Annotated in this window: 14 protein-coding genes; 3 read left to right on the top strand and 11 right to left on the bottom strand. The window is 72.0% G+C overall.

Features of this window, described 5'->3' with window-relative positions; translation table 11 throughout:
* The first annotated feature begins 19 nt into the window (after positions 1–19).
* Positions 20–1,048, top strand: a complete 1,029-nt coding sequence (locus tag ACZ8ZB_RS30190; protein ID WP_470740769.1) for a methyltransferase — start codon at positions 20–22, stop codon at positions 1,046–1,048.
* 82 nt (positions 1,049–1,130) lie between these two features.
* On the opposite strand, the gene ACZ8ZB_RS30195 is transcribed toward ACZ8ZB_RS30190, so the two are convergent.
* The 7 genes from ACZ8ZB_RS30195 to ACZ8ZB_RS30225 all read right to left on the bottom strand — a co-directional run bounded on the left by ACZ8ZB_RS30195 (position 1,131) and on the right by ACZ8ZB_RS30225 (position 6,433).
* Positions 1,131–1,466, bottom strand: coding sequence for a TcmI family type II polyketide cyclase (locus ACZ8ZB_RS30195; RefSeq protein ID WP_470740770.1), 336 nt, complete (start codon positions 1,464–1,466; stop codon positions 1,131–1,133).
* Positions 1,467–1,491: 25 nt separating this feature from the next.
* A complete protein-coding gene (locus tag ACZ8ZB_RS30200) occupies positions 1,492–1,974 on the bottom strand; it encodes an SRPBCC family protein (protein ID WP_470740771.1) in 483 nt (160 codons plus the stop codon).
* A 2-nt stretch (positions 1,975–1,976) separates the two neighbouring features.
* A complete protein-coding gene (locus ACZ8ZB_RS30205) occupies positions 1,977–2,237 on the bottom strand; it encodes an acyl carrier protein (RefSeq protein WP_470740772.1) in 261 nt (86 codons plus the stop codon).
* Positions 2,238–2,264: 27 nt separating this feature from the next.
* Entirely contained in the window at positions 2,265–3,509 is a 1,245-nt protein-coding gene (locus ACZ8ZB_RS30210; RefSeq protein ID WP_470740773.1) for a ketosynthase chain-length factor, read from the bottom strand.
* Positions 3,506–4,774: a beta-ketoacyl-[acyl-carrier-protein] synthase family protein gene (locus tag ACZ8ZB_RS30215; RefSeq protein ID WP_470740774.1), complete on the bottom strand. Its 1,269-nt coding sequence runs from the start codon at positions 4,772–4,774 to the stop codon at positions 3,506–3,508. Before ACZ8ZB_RS30215 ends, ACZ8ZB_RS30210 begins: the two co-directional genes overlap by 4 nt.
* On the bottom strand, positions 4,771–5,238 hold the full coding sequence (locus ACZ8ZB_RS30220; protein WP_470740775.1) for a cupin domain-containing protein: 468 nt from the start codon (positions 5,236–5,238) through the stop codon (positions 4,771–4,773). Before ACZ8ZB_RS30220 ends, ACZ8ZB_RS30215 begins: the two co-directional genes overlap by 4 nt.
* 70 nt (positions 5,239–5,308) lie before the next feature.
* Positions 5,309–6,433 carry a SchA/CurD-like domain-containing protein gene (locus ACZ8ZB_RS30225; protein WP_470740776.1) on the bottom strand — a complete coding sequence of 375 codons (1,125 nt, stop codon included), beginning with the start codon at positions 6,431–6,433 and terminating at the stop codon, positions 5,309–5,311.
* A 233-nt stretch (positions 6,434–6,666) separates the two neighbouring features.
* Here ACZ8ZB_RS30225 and ACZ8ZB_RS30230 point away from each other — a divergent pair, with 233 nt between their 5' ends.
* Positions 6,667–8,397, top strand: coding sequence for an FAD-dependent oxidoreductase (locus ACZ8ZB_RS30230; RefSeq protein WP_470740777.1), 1,731 nt, complete (start codon positions 6,667–6,669; stop codon positions 8,395–8,397).
* A 24-nt stretch (positions 8,398–8,421) separates the two neighbouring features.
* Here the strand turns inward: ACZ8ZB_RS30230 and ACZ8ZB_RS30235 are convergent, their stop codons facing one another.
* Together ACZ8ZB_RS30235 and ACZ8ZB_RS30240 are read right to left on the bottom strand one after the other, a co-directional pair.
* Positions 8,422–9,390 (bottom strand): hypothetical protein, encoded by a 969-nt coding sequence (locus ACZ8ZB_RS30235; RefSeq protein ID WP_470740778.1) that lies wholly within the window; start codon positions 9,388–9,390, stop codon positions 8,422–8,424.
* Between the two features lie 160 nt (positions 9,391–9,550).
* Entirely contained in the window at positions 9,551–10,996 is a 1,446-nt protein-coding gene (locus ACZ8ZB_RS30240; protein ID WP_470740779.1) for a glyceraldehyde-3-phosphate dehydrogenase, read from the bottom strand.
* Between the two features lie 198 nt (positions 10,997–11,194).
* On the opposite strand from ACZ8ZB_RS30240, the gene ACZ8ZB_RS30245 reads away from it, so the two are divergent.
* Positions 11,195–11,599: an SseB family protein gene (locus tag ACZ8ZB_RS30245; RefSeq protein WP_030830002.1), complete on the top strand. Its 405-nt coding sequence runs from the start codon at positions 11,195–11,197 to the stop codon at positions 11,597–11,599.
* 17 nt (positions 11,600–11,616) lie between these two features.
* Here the strand turns inward: ACZ8ZB_RS30245 and ACZ8ZB_RS30250 are convergent, their stop codons facing one another.
* Together ACZ8ZB_RS30250 and ACZ8ZB_RS30255 are read right to left on the bottom strand one after the other, a co-directional pair.
* Positions 11,617–12,006 (bottom strand): MarR family transcriptional regulator, encoded by a 390-nt coding sequence (locus ACZ8ZB_RS30250; RefSeq protein ID WP_470740780.1) that lies wholly within the window; start codon positions 12,004–12,006, stop codon positions 11,617–11,619.
* A gap of 62 nt (positions 12,007–12,068) precedes the next feature.
* On the bottom strand, positions 12,069–12,419 hold the full coding sequence (locus ACZ8ZB_RS30255; RefSeq protein ID WP_470740781.1) for a VOC family protein: 351 nt from the start codon (positions 12,417–12,419) through the stop codon (positions 12,069–12,071).
* Between the last annotated feature and the right edge of the window lie 29 nt (positions 12,420–12,448).

Raw genomic sequence — 12,448 nt, forward strand, 5'->3', positions numbered from 1 at the left:
AGCAGAAGCGAGGCAACGGATGACCACCGTTGATCCGGCTCCCCCGCCGCCCATGCGGCTGAGGGAGCTCGTTTTCGGGGCGGCGTGCGCCGCCTCCGTACGCGCGGCCGTCCGCCTGGGCGTGGCGGACGCGCTGGACGACACCCCCATGAGCGTCGACGACCTGGCGACGGAGGTGAAGACCCCGCCGCACACCCTGCGGCGGCTGCTGCGCGCCCTGACCTGTCAGGGCGTCTTCGCCGAGAACCCCGACGGCACCTTCGGGCACACCGAGATGTCCCGGCTGCTGCGCGAGGACGACCCGCACAGCCTGCGGTACATCGCCCTGTGGTGCACCGAGCCGTGGACCTGGAACGTCTGGCCGCTGCTCGACGAGGCGGTGCGCTCGGGCGGGAGCGTCTTCGAGCACGTCTACGGCCAGGAGTTCTTCACCCACCTCAACGAGTCCGCCCCCGAGTCCGCCCATGTGTTCAACCGGGCCATGACGACCTCCAGCGAGCAGTCCGCGCGCGACGTGGTCCGGCTGCTCGACCTGGACGACGCCTCCTCCGTCGTGGACATCGGGGGCGGCCAGGGGCGCGTCCTGGCCGGCCTCCTGGAGAGGCACCCCCACCTCCGCGGCACCCTGCTCGACCTGCCGGGCGTCGTCGAGAACGCCGACCCCCGGCTGTGCGAGGGCGGCGCACTCGCCGGCCGGGCCGAGATCGTGGCCCGGGACTGCCGCGAGGACGTCCCCGTCCGGGCCGACGTGTACATCATCAAGAACGTCCTGGAGTGGGACGACGACAGCACCCGCCGGGTGCTCGCCAACGTCCGCGCGGCGGCACGGCCCGGGGCCCGGGTCGTCGTCATCGAGAACCTCGTCGACGACACCCCGTCGATGCCGTTCACCACCGCCATGGACCTGCTGCTGCTCCTCAACGTCGGCGGGGCCAAGCACACCCGGCAGAGCATGGTCGACCGGCTGACCGGCGCGGGCCTCGTGATCGGCGGGGTCAGCCCGGTCAACGCCTACCTCCACGCCTTCGAGTGCACCGTCCCCGGCTGACCGCAGGCGCGCCCGCCACCCGAGGCCGCCGGCTCCGCGACTGACGCGGGGTCGGCGGCCTCGGGTGGCGGACGCCGCTCGCTCAGGAGCCGGCGCTCCGCTCCCAGCGGTAGAAGCACTGCGCCATGGCGTCCTTGGGGCTGCGCCACGTGGCCGGGTCGTACGGGCTGACGTACGCCTCCAGCCGCTCGCTGACGCTGCGGAACTCGGGGTGTCCGGCGACCTTCGCGATCGCCGGGGCCGGGTCCTGCTCCGACTCGATGAGGTGCAGGTACACGTCGTCGCCGAACTGGAAGAGGCTGCGCCGGCTGACACCGACCAGACGGGGGAGTTCACCCCGGTCGGAGTCGGCGAACACGTCGGCGATGTCCGGCGCCGAGCCGGGCTTCATCCGGGCGACGATGAGGGCGTGGTGCATCGGGTTTCCTTCCCTGGACCGGTGTTCAGCGCGAGGACGCGACGGACGCGCTCTCGCTGTCGCGGGCGACCTGCTCGATCCGGTCCCGGATGAGGGCCAGCTGCGTACGGGAGTTGCGGTTGATGTTGTCCGTCATCCAGTCGTCGTCGACCGGGGCGTCGGGCTTCATCGCGAAGTCCTGCGTCCAGCGCATCTGCACCCCGCCCGGCAGTTCCGCGTACTCCCACACGATGTCCATGTGGGCGAACGGGCCCGTCTCGACACGGCGGGCGCGGACGGTCCGCTTCTCGCGGTCCGGGGTGCGCTCCGACACCCAGCTCCACACCTTGCCGTTCTCGTCCGGGTGCATGGTCAGCCGGAACCTCGTCGTGGCCCCCTCACGGGAGAGGATCTCCACGGACGCGTACTCGCTGAACAGCCGCGGCCAGTTCTCCAGGTCGTTGGTCATCTCCCACACGAGGTCGAAGGGAGCGTCGATGGTGATGCTGTTCTCGGTGTGTCCGGCCACTTTCAGGCTCCAGCCGTGAGGGTGCTGTTGACGAGGTTCAGGAACTCCCGGGGCGTCCGGCAGCGCTCCGAGTCGGGGGGAAGCGGCGTGCCGTACCGGTTCTCCAGCTCGCCGACGATGCCGAGCAGGCCGAGCGAGTCGAGACCGAAGACGTCGAAGGGGGACTCGGCCGACCGCTTCAGTTCCTGGGGGTCGACGGTGATGCCGGCCGCCTGCTTCATCAGCGAGGCCAGCTCGTCGAAGGTCACTTCGGAGGTGATCATGGGTGCCTGCTCCTTTCCCGCCCGGTCCTAACGGGCGGCATCGTCACCGCGGCGCACGACCAGCGCCGCGTTGGAGCCCATCAGTCCCCTGCTGAGGACCAGGGCGGTGCGCAGTTCGGCGGGGCGGGCGCGCGACATCACCAGGTCGAGGTCGTGGCAGATGTCGAACACGTTGGGCGTCGGGGGCACCGAGCCGTGTTCCATGGCGAGCACCGCGGCCACCGTGTCCAGCACGGGCGCCGCGCAGTGGGCGCGGCCGATGCCCGTCTTGGGCGCCGTGACCGGGACGCGGGTGCCGTGCGCGCCCAGGGCGTCGGCGATCGCCAGCGCCTCGGCGCGGTCCGCCTCGGGGACGCCCAGGGCGTCGGCGAACACGACGTCGATCTCCTCCGGCGCGCAGCCCGCCTCGTCGAGGGCGCCGCGGATCGCGCGGGCCAGACCCTCCCGGGACTCCGCCCAGCGGGAGGCCCCGGTGAACGTGGCGGCGTGGCCGGCCACGACGGCCCGGACGGGCGCCCCGCGCTCGCGGGCCCGGTCCTCGTCCTCGACGACGAGCAGCGCGCCGCCCTCGGCGGGCACGAAACCGCACGCCTTCTCGGTGAACGGGCGGTAGGCGCGGGCGGGGTCGTCGAGGGTGCTGAGCTCGGGGTAGCCGAGCTGGCACACCATCGAGTACGGGGCCAGCGGCGCCTCCGTGGCGCCCACGACCATGACGTCGGTCCCGCGGCCCACGGCCCGGCTCGCGTGCGCGAGGCAGTCCAGGCCGCCCGCCTCGTCGCTCGCCACCACCCCGCACGGCCCCTTGAGGCCGCCGCGGATGGAGATCTGGCCGGTGCTCGCGGCGTAGAACCAGGCGATCGACTGGTAGGGGCCGACGAACTTGGATCCCTTCCCCCACAGTTTCTGCAGCTCGCGCTGGCCGAACTCGCCGCCGCCCGACCCGGCGGCGGTGACCACGCCGACGGAGAACGGATCGGCGGGTTCGCCGCCGAGTCCGGCGTCGTCGAGGGCGAGGGCGGCGGCGGCCATCGCGAAGTGGCTGAACCGGTCGGTCTGCACCAGGAAGCGGTCCTCGATCAGGGCAGCCGGGTCGAAGGCCCGGACCTCGCCCGCCACACGGAGCGGCAGATGGTCACAGCCCTCGCGGCTGATCAGGTCCAGCACGCTGAGGCCTTCGCGGACGGACTTCCAGTAGGCGTCGGTCCGCAGTCCGTTGGGCGCGATCACACCGATGCCGGTGACGGCCGCGCGCCCGGGGCGCCGATTGCTCATCGTGTCCTCCCACCCGTCCCGGACAGCAGCACCGCGGACTGGAAGCCGCCGAATCCGCTGCCGACGGAGAGCACGTGGTTCAGCTTCCGCGGGCGGGCGGTGCGCGGTACGTAGTCCAGGTCGCACTCGGGGTCGGGGGTCTCGTAGTTCGCCGTGGGCGGCACCACCTGGTGCTTCAGCGCCAGGACGCAGGCGACCACCTCGATCGCGCCGATCGCGCCCAGCGAGTGCCCCACCATCGACTTGATGGAGCTCATGGGCGTCTCGCGCGCGTGCGCGCCCAGGGACCGCTTCACGGCGGCCGTCTCGTGCCGGTCGTTCTGCCGGGTGCCGGAGCCGTGCGCGTTGACGTAGTCGATCAGCGTGGGGTCGATACGGGCCTGGTCGAGCGTGGTGTCGATCGCCCGGGCCATCTCCAGTCCCTCACTGGTCAGACCGGTCATGTGGTAGGCGTTGCCGTAGGTGGCGTAGCCGCTGATCTCGCAGAGGATCTCCGCGTCGCGGGCCCGTGCGTGCTCGTACTCCTCGAGGACGAGCACGGCCGCGCCCTCGCCCATCACGAAGCCGTCGCGGTGGGCGTCGAAGGGCCGGGAGGCGTGCTCGGGGTCGTCGTTGTTGGGCGACGTCGCCTTGATGGCGTCGAAGCAGGCCATCGTGATCGGTGAGATCGGCGAGTCCGACGCCCCCGCGATGCAGACGTCGGCCCGGCCCTCGGCGATGGTGTGGAAGGCGTAGCCGACCGCGTCGAGACCGGAGGTGCAGCCGGTGGAGACGGTCTGCACCGGGCCCCGGGCGTCGAACCGCTCGGCGACGGCCGAGGCGAGCGTGCTCGGCGAGAAGGCCAGGTGCAGCTTCGGCTCCGCCCGCCGGTGGTCCACGTCCCAGCGCCGGCCGCCCTCGCTGACCAGCACGTAGTCGTGTTCCAGCCGGGTGGTGCCGCCGACCGCGCTGCCCAGCGAGACCGCGGTGCGCCAGGGGTCCGCGGCCCCGGCGTCGAGCCCGGAGTGACGCACGGCTTCGGCGGCGGCGACCGCGGCGAACTGGATGTAGCGGTCCGCGTGCTGGCACAGGTCCGCGTCCAGGCCGTGCTCGAACGGGTCGAAGTCGCACTCGGCGGCTATGCGCGAGCGCAGGCCCGCCGGATCGAACAGGGAGATGCCGCGGGTCGCGGTGCGGCCGGCCGCCAGAAGATCCCAGAACGCCGTCGCTCCGATGCCGCCGGGAGCGACCACGCCTATACCGGTCACGGCCACTCGGCGGGTCATTTCATGGCCTCGCTCGGCTCGGCCGGCCGGGCGGGCTCGGGGCCGCCGACCTTCAGCTGCGGCCCGGAGACGGCGCTTTCGTTCTCCTCGGTGTCGACGTGGCCGAGGCTCGGGTGCGGGGCGAGCGGGCCCAGGTGGAACACCATGCGGGCCTCCTGGTCGCCGACGTTGCGGAAGCGGTGCCGCATGTCGATCGGGATCATCAGCCCCTGCTCGGCGCGGAGCGCGAACGGCTCGCCGTCCAGGTCCACTTCGAGCGCGCCGCTGACCACGTACACGAACTCCTCGGAGTACGGGTGGTAGTGCTCGCCGATGCGCTCGCCCGGCTTGATGATCGCCAGGCCCATGAAGCCGCTGGTGGAGCCCACGCTGGTCGGTGTGAGCAGGGTCCTGAGATCACCTCCGCGCCGTCGGTTGGGTTCTGTCTCGCTCAGGTCCACGATGCGTGGATGCTGCTTGGACATAGGGTGTTACCTCCGGGTGTGCCGGTGACGTCAGGGCGGGCACCGCCGTGGACGTCACCGCGGTCGGCCTTCAGGAATGCACACAGGTGCGGTCGGTGACGGGCACCATGTCGGCGTGCGCCAGGAGCCGGTGCAGGGTGCGCTCCGAGTCCAGGGAGCCCTCGACGCCGATCGCGGCGCCGTCCAGGAGACGCTCCAGCTCGGCGGCCCTGCCCGGGCCCTTGACGCCGAGGGCGGAGAGCGGGTCGAGATCGAGTTCGCCCGTGACGTCGATCATGCGGGTCACGATGTCGTCGCGCTGGAAGACGGTGCTCGCGTACACCGGGCTGTCCGGGTCGCTCGCCGCGGCCTCGTCCTGACGGGCGAGGAACCGGGCCAGCTCCAGGCCGCGGCCCGCCACGGCCGGGTAGTACAGCATGTGCCGCCGCAGACGGCCGGGCTCCGGGCGGCCGGCCGCCACGTGCTGCATGGCGGGGAGGGCCGCCCGGGTGAAGAACACCCGGGCGGACTCGGAGTCGCTCAGGTTCCGGTCCTGCTCCAGGTAGGGGTTGATGGCCTCTTCCACGGCCTGCACCTGGGGCTGACCGGCCACGTGGCACAGGGTGGCCAGCAGGTCGCCCTCCACCTCCACGGCCCGTACGACGCGGTTGCCGTGCATGAAGAGCGAGGTGCGGTGCAGGCGCGTGGTGTCGTTGATCCGGGCCTCGGGCGCCTCGTAGTTGGCCAGGATGTCCACGACCTTGGACTCGGAACCGGGTTTCACGGTGAAGGTGATGGCGTGGCGGGTCACCCCGGTGCCCACGCGGGCCGCCTTCTGCAGGCTCGCCCGCGCGGCCTCGGTGGTGAGCGGCTGGTCCGGGCGGGTCTCGCGCAGGACGCTGTAGCGCATCGACCGGGTGTCCCGGACGCAGCTGTGCATCGGCCGGACGATCTCGATGTGCTCCTCGCTGTTCACCCACGCGAGGAACGGCAGGGCGCTCTCCCACTCGCTGGTGATGAGCCACTGCGAGGGGTTCTCGATCGACTGGCACAGTTGGTCACTGATGTGGCCGGGAACGGACGCGACCTTGTTGCGCATGTGCTCGTACGCGTCGAGGAACTGCTCCTGGGCCCCCTCGTACAGGTCGAGCAGCAGGATCACCCGCAGCCTCGAGCCGTCGAACGCCGACTGCGATACGCGTGCCGACATGGTCATCCGGCGCACCTCTCCTCTTCGTCGGAAGGTCGGGAACGACCGCCGTGTCCGAAGGGCCGGGGTCGCCATGAGTCGATCGTTGCCGCGACTTTCCGGTGTGCGCGAGCGACGCGGGGCAGGCGGGTGAACCGCGTGTCATCCGGGTGCCGCCGGGACGCGGACCGGCCCGCACCGGGCATGAAAGGTGCGTCCTGTATCCACAGCCCGTCGAGGGCGACGCTGGAGGCGTTTCAATGAATCGATCGGATACGGCCGGCCGGGCGGCGGATCACCGCACGCCGGTCCTCATCGTCGGCGGCTCTCTGGTGGGCCTGTCCATGTCGCTGTTCCTGGGGCGCCTCGGCGTGCCGCACACGCTCGTCGAACGCCACGCGGGCACCTCGATCCACCCGCGCGGGCGGGGGAACAACGTACGCACCATGGAGCTGTTCCGGACGGCCGGGCTCGAGCAGCGCATCGCCCGGGCCGCGTCGGTCCTGGCGGACAACCACGGCATCCTGCAGACCTCGAGCCTGGTGGGCGACGAGGGCGAGTGGCTGCTCCAGGAGATCGACCCCGGCGGCGGGATCGCCCGCTTCAGCCCCAGCGGGTGGTGCCTGTGCAGCCAGAACGACCTGGAGCCGGTGCTCCTCGAGGGGGCCCGCGAACTCGGCGGGGACCTGCGCTTCGGGACGGAGATGATGTCCTTCGACCAGGACGCCGAGGGGGTGACGGTGCTGGTCAAGAGCCGGGAGACCGGCGAGCACACCAGGATCCGGGCGGACTACCTGGTCGCCGCCGACGGCCCGCGCAGCCCCGTCCGCGAGGCGCTGGGCATCGGGCGGAACGGCCCGGGCGACCTGTTCCACAACGTGAGCCTCACGTTCACCTCCCGCGACCTCGCCGGCATCGTCGGGGACCGGCGGTTCATCGTCTGCTACCTGACCAACCCGGAGGCCGACGGAGCCCTGCTGCCGGTCGACAACCGGGAGCACTGGGTGTTCCACGCCCCCTGGCACCCCGAACACGGCGAAACCCTCGAGGAGTTCACCGACGAGCGGTGCGTCGCCCACATCCGCGAGGCCGTCGGCGTGCCGGACCTCGACGTGGAGATCACCGGCCGGGCCGCCTGGCACGCCGCCGAGCGGGTCGCCGAACGGTACGCGGACGGCCGGGTGTTCCTGGCCGGCGACTCCGCCCACGAGATGTCGCCCACCGGGGCGTTCGGCTCCAACACCGGCATCCAGGACGCCCACAACCTCGCCTGGAAGCTGGCCGCCGTGCTCGGCGGCTGGGCCGCGCCCGGCCTGCTGGAGTCCTACGACGCCGAACGCCGGCCCGTCGCGGAGGCGACCAGCTCCCGTGCCTCCTCCCGTTCGAGCGAGCACAGCCACCCCGGGTACACGCCCGCCCCGGGCGCCCCCGCCCTCGGCGCCCCCGCCCCCGGTGGTCCCGGTGGTCCCGGTGGTCCCGGTGGCCCCGGTGGTCCCGGTGGTCCCGGCATGAAGGGAGGCGGCATCCTCAACGTGGCGCTCTGCTACCGCTATCCGCGCGGCGCGGTCCTGGGCACCGACCCGACGGCGCCGGTCATCCCCGACGGGGTGATGCTGACCGGCGAGCCCGGCAGCCGCGCCCCGCACGTGTGGCTGGACCGCTCCGGCACCCGGATCTCCACGCTCGACCTCTACGAGCGGTCGTGCGTGCTGCTGAGCGCCGCGAACGGCGCCTGCGACTGGCACACCGCGGCGGCGAAGGCCGCGAAGGACCTGTCCGTGCCGCTCGACGCGTACCGGGTGGGCGAGGGACCCGACGCGGAACTGACTCCCGAGGACGGCGCCGACTGGGCCCGGGCGCACGGGATCACCGCGGACGGTGCGGTCCTGGTCCGTCCCGACGGCTTCGTCGCCTGGCGCTCCGAAGGGCCCGTACCGGACCCGGCGGCGGTGCTGCGGGAGGCCGTCGCCGCCGTCCTGGCGCGGGACTGACGGGGGAGGGGCGGCCGGCGGGCGTCACGTTCCGCCGACGCCGCCCTGCCGTCCCCGCTCCGCCTTGGCCTGGTGCTGCTCGAACCGCTGGACGGCGGGTCCGTCGGTGTTCCACGGCCAGGGCGTGACCACGCCCTGCAGCACCTGGAAGACGTGATGTGCGTCGACGGCGCGTCCGGCCGCGCACAGCGCGTACGCCAGTACGTTCAGATCGGCCTGCGCCGCCGCGTGCTGGAAGAAGCCCGGCTTCGCCCACAACGCGGCGGCCTGCTCCAGCGCGGCGGCGATCTGCCCGCCCTCCCACAGCTGACCGGCCGTCATGGCCCGCACCCCGCCCTGCGCCAGCAGTCCCTGGTACTGCCGCACGGCCGCGGTCAGCTCGACCGCCGCGCACGGCGCGTTGGCCGGGATGCGGGTGCGCACCACGTCGACGAAGTCGAGGACGGCCGCGCTGGACCCCCCCTCCTCCGGCGACAGGTACGCGAGCATCTGCAGATACGCCTCACGGTGCCAGCGGTCGCGTCCGGTGGCCTCCCGCCAGATGGCGTTGACGTCGTTCTGGCCGTAGCGCTCGATCCGTGACACACCGAGCAGGACCACCCACGGCAGCGGGTCCTCCGGCCTTCGCTCGGCGGCCTGGTGGCACCGGGAGACCAGCTGTCCGGCGTCCTCCAGACGCCCGTCCCGCAGCCCGCGCGCCAGCGCGGACCAGGAGTGGAAGACCAGGGCGTCCGCGCTCTGCGGCTCCTTGTCCAGCCACGCCGCCGCGATCCCCGCGTCGGCCGTCGCCTCGGCCAGGACGGACACCCGGTGACCGCGGCGGTCCCAGTCGTCCCCGGTCTCCTCCAGCAAGGAGGAGACGAGGGTGATGTCCGCGGCCTTGCCGCCTCCGTTCCGCTTGCTCAGCCGCCCCAGGACGCGCGCCAGTTCGGCGTCGTCCAGGGCGGGCACGATACGGGGGCGTCTGCTGGTACGACTGCTGAAGAGGGCCATGCCGGAAGACTAGGAATTCCACGGGCCCCGGCAACCCGGACGGGATGATCGTTACCGATCTGCCCCCTACCGCCGGTACAGCGGGCAGACCGCGGCGGGGCCGGGCATCCCGCCCGCCCCGCCCCGTCGTCGCGTACCTTCCGCTTGCCGGCTCCCCGGGTCAGACCGCCGGGGCCGGGTACGTCGGGTACTCCACCCCGGAGACGTACTGGACGACCCGGACGACCTGGCAGGAGTATCCGAACTCGTTGTCGTACCAGAGGTAGAGGATGGCGTTGTCGCCCTCGACCTTCAGCGCGCCGGCGTCGACGATCGAGGCGTGGCGCGAGCCGATGAAGTCGCTGGAGACCGCGTCGGGGGCGCTGATGAAGTCGATCTGGCGCTTGAGCGGCGAGGTCAGCGACACGTTGCGCAGGTGGTCCAGGACCTCCTGGCGGTCGGTCGCGCGGCCCAGCTGGAGGTTGAGGATCGCGATCGAGACGTCCGGCACGGGGACCCGGATCGAGCTGCCGGTGATGGTCGCGTCGAGGTCGGGCAGCGCCTTGGCGACGGCCGAGGCGGCGCCCGTCTCGGTGATCACCATGTTCAGCGGCGCCGAACGGCCGCGGCGCTCCGACTTGTGGTAGTTGTCCAGCAGGTTCTGGTCGTTGGTGAACGAGTGCACCGTCTCCACGTGTCCGCGCAGCACGCCGTACTCGTCCGCCATCGCCTTCAGCGGCGGCACGATCGCGTTGGTGGTGCAGGACGCGCAGGACAGGATCCGCTCGTCCGGCTTGAGGGTGTCGTGGTTGACGCCGTGCACGATGTTGGGCACGTCGCCCTTGCCGGGAGCGGTCAGCACCACCTTGTCGATGCCGGGACGCAGGTGCAGCGAAAGCCCTTCGCGGTCGCGCCACTTGCCGGTGTTGTCGATGAGGATGGCGTTCTTGACGCCGTACGCCGTGTAGTCGATCTCCGTCGGGTCGCCCGCGTAGATCACCTTGATGGTGTTGCCGTTGGCGACGATCGTGCTGTTCGCCTCGTCGACGGTGATGGTGCCCTGGAACTGGCCGTGCACGGAGTCGCGGCGCAGCAGCGAGGCCCGCTTGACGATGTCCTGCTCGCCGCCCCGGCGGACCACGATCGCGCGCAGGCGCAGCCCGTTGCCGGACCCCGACTTCTCGATGAGCAGCCGGGCCAGGAGGCGGCCGATGCGGCCGAAGCCGTAGAGGACGACGTCGCGCGGTTCGCGGCGGTCGATCTTGTCGGCGCCGGTCGCGCCGGCGACGGCCTCGGCGGTGAACTCGGCCACCGACTGGCCCCGGTCGTCGGCGCGGTAGGCCTCGGCGAGCAGACCGATGTCGATCTGGGACGGGCCGAGGTCGAGTGCGGTGAGCGCCTGCAGGAAGGGCAGCGTCTCGGTGACCGAGAGCTCCTCGCCGGCGATCTGCCGGGCGAAGCGGTGGGTCTTGAGGATGCTGACCACCGACTTGTTCACCAAGGAGCGGCTGTGCAGCAGGACGGTCACGTCCCGCTCCCGGTGCAGCTTCCCGATGATCGGGATCATCGACTCCGCGATCTCCTCGCGGTGCTTCCAATGGGTGAACGAGTCTTCGTTGACAGTCACAGGTCCATCTTTCGAGCTAGAGGGTGCTCATATGATAGCCATGCGGGTTGTCGCGTCCGGAGGGGGTGCCGGAAGGCTCCCGGACACACCGGGACGCGCAGGGTTGCGCGGCATGCGGACGGGTACGCGTGCAGCACTGTGCCCGGGCCGGATCTCGTCCCGGACGGGCCGTACGACCGCCGCTACCAGGGATCTGTCATGGAAACACCCGCGCACGAGAACAACGCCCCCACGCCCGCGCAGCGGGCCCTGGACACACTGTCGGAGAACACCGAGGACGCGAGGGCGCTGGACGCCCTCGCGAACAGCGACGTACTGATCCCGGTGCCGGACGACGCCGGCGACGGGGAGGCCGCCGACCCCGGCGCGGTCGCCCTTCCGGTGCTGGAGCAGCCGGGCGGCACCCAGGTGGTGCCCGTGTTCACGTCCGAACTGGAGATGGCCGGGCTGCTGCCGTTCGTCTCCCGCTACCGGCTCGTCCCGCTCGGCGCGCTCGCCGCCCAGTGGCCGGCCGAGGACCTGTCGCTCACCATCGACGGCAGCTCCGAGCACCGTCTGACGCTCACCTCGGAAGGGGTGCGCACGCTGCTGGCCCGGCCCTGAGCCGGCCGGGCCCCGCGCTACTCGCCCAGCGCGCGGGCCAGGGCGGCGCGCTGCACCGGCAGCGCCTCCGCGTGCCGCTCGCGCCCCTTCGGCGTGAGCCGCACGTACACGCCGCGCCGGTCCTCCAGGCACACGGAGCGCTCCACCAGGCCGTCCTTCTCCAGCCGGGCGATGAGGCGGGACAGCGCGCTCTGGCTGAGGTGGACCCGGTCCGCCAGGTTCTGCACCCGGTACTGCTCGCCGTCCGTGGGCGCGGCGGTCGCCAGCAGATCGAGCACCTCGAAGTCGGAGGCGCCCAGACCGTACGGGTGCAGCGCGCGGTCGATCTCGCCCAGGGTGCGCGCGTGCACCGCGAGGATGTCACGCCACCGTTCCTCGAGCCTCGTGCCGGCCGTCTCCGCTGCCATACTCGAACGGTAACACTTGTTCGACATTCAATGAACGCGCAGTGACGTCGCCTCACGGCAGGTCAGGCGGGCGCGTCCTGGAACAGGCCGACGAGGTTGCCGTCCGGGTCCTGCACGGACGCGATCAGCGTCCCGCCGCCGACGTCCTGCACGTCCTGAACGGGCTTCGCCCCGGCCTCCAGCAGAGCGGCGAGACTCTCCCGGATGTCGGCCACCCTCCAGTGGGGAACCGGCCCGGTCATGCCCTTGGCGTGACCGTGCGGGTCGAGGCCGATCTCGTGCGTCTCGGTCCGGAAACCGACGTAGTACGGCTCGTCCGCGTACGGCTCCACCCCGAGCAGGGCGCGGAACAGCGCCTTCGCCGGGCCGAGGTCCTTGACGGGATAGACGATCGTCTTCAGGCCGTCGATCATGACGTACTCCTCCTCGCAGCGGGCCCGGC

This window comes from Streptomyces sp. 12E (assembly GCF_055633275.1).

Coding starts and splice junctions, on each gene's coding strand:
- ACZ8ZB_RS30235 (WP_470740778.1), bottom strand. CDS start 9,390: ATGGCCCTCTTCAGCAGTCGTACCAGCAGACGCCCCCGTATCGTGCCC.
- ACZ8ZB_RS30210 (WP_470740773.1), bottom strand. CDS start 3,509: ATGAGCAATCGGCGCCCCGGGCGCGCGGCCGTCACCGGCATCGGTGTG.
- ACZ8ZB_RS30195 (WP_470740770.1), bottom strand. CDS start 1,466: ATGCACCACGCCCTCATCGTCGCCCGGATGAAGCCCGGCTCGGCGCCG.
- ACZ8ZB_RS30215 (WP_470740774.1), bottom strand. CDS start 4,774: ATGACCCGCCGAGTGGCCGTGACCGGTATAGGCGTGGTCGCTCCCGGC.
- ACZ8ZB_RS30225 (WP_470740776.1), bottom strand. CDS start 6,433: ATGACCATGTCGGCACGCGTATCGCAGTCGGCGTTCGACGGCTCGAGG.
- ACZ8ZB_RS30220 (WP_470740775.1), bottom strand. CDS start 5,238: ATGTCCAAGCAGCATCCACGCATCGTGGACCTGAGCGAGACAGAACCC.
- ACZ8ZB_RS30245 (WP_030830002.1), top strand. CDS start 11,195: ATGGAAACACCCGCGCACGAGAACAACGCCCCCACGCCCGCGCAGCGG.
- ACZ8ZB_RS30230 (WP_470740777.1), top strand. CDS start 6,667: ATGAATCGATCGGATACGGCCGGCCGGGCGGCGGATCACCGCACGCCG.
- ACZ8ZB_RS30250 (WP_470740780.1), bottom strand. CDS start 12,006: ATGGCAGCGGAGACGGCCGGCACGAGGCTCGAGGAACGGTGGCGTGAC.
- ACZ8ZB_RS30255 (WP_470740781.1), bottom strand. CDS start 12,419: ATGATCGACGGCCTGAAGACGATCGTCTATCCCGTCAAGGACCTCGGC.
- ACZ8ZB_RS30190 (WP_470740769.1), top strand. CDS start 20: ATGACCACCGTTGATCCGGCTCCCCCGCCGCCCATGCGGCTGAGGGAG.
- ACZ8ZB_RS30205 (WP_470740772.1), bottom strand. CDS start 2,237: ATGATCACCTCCGAAGTGACCTTCGACGAGCTGGCCTCGCTGATGAAG.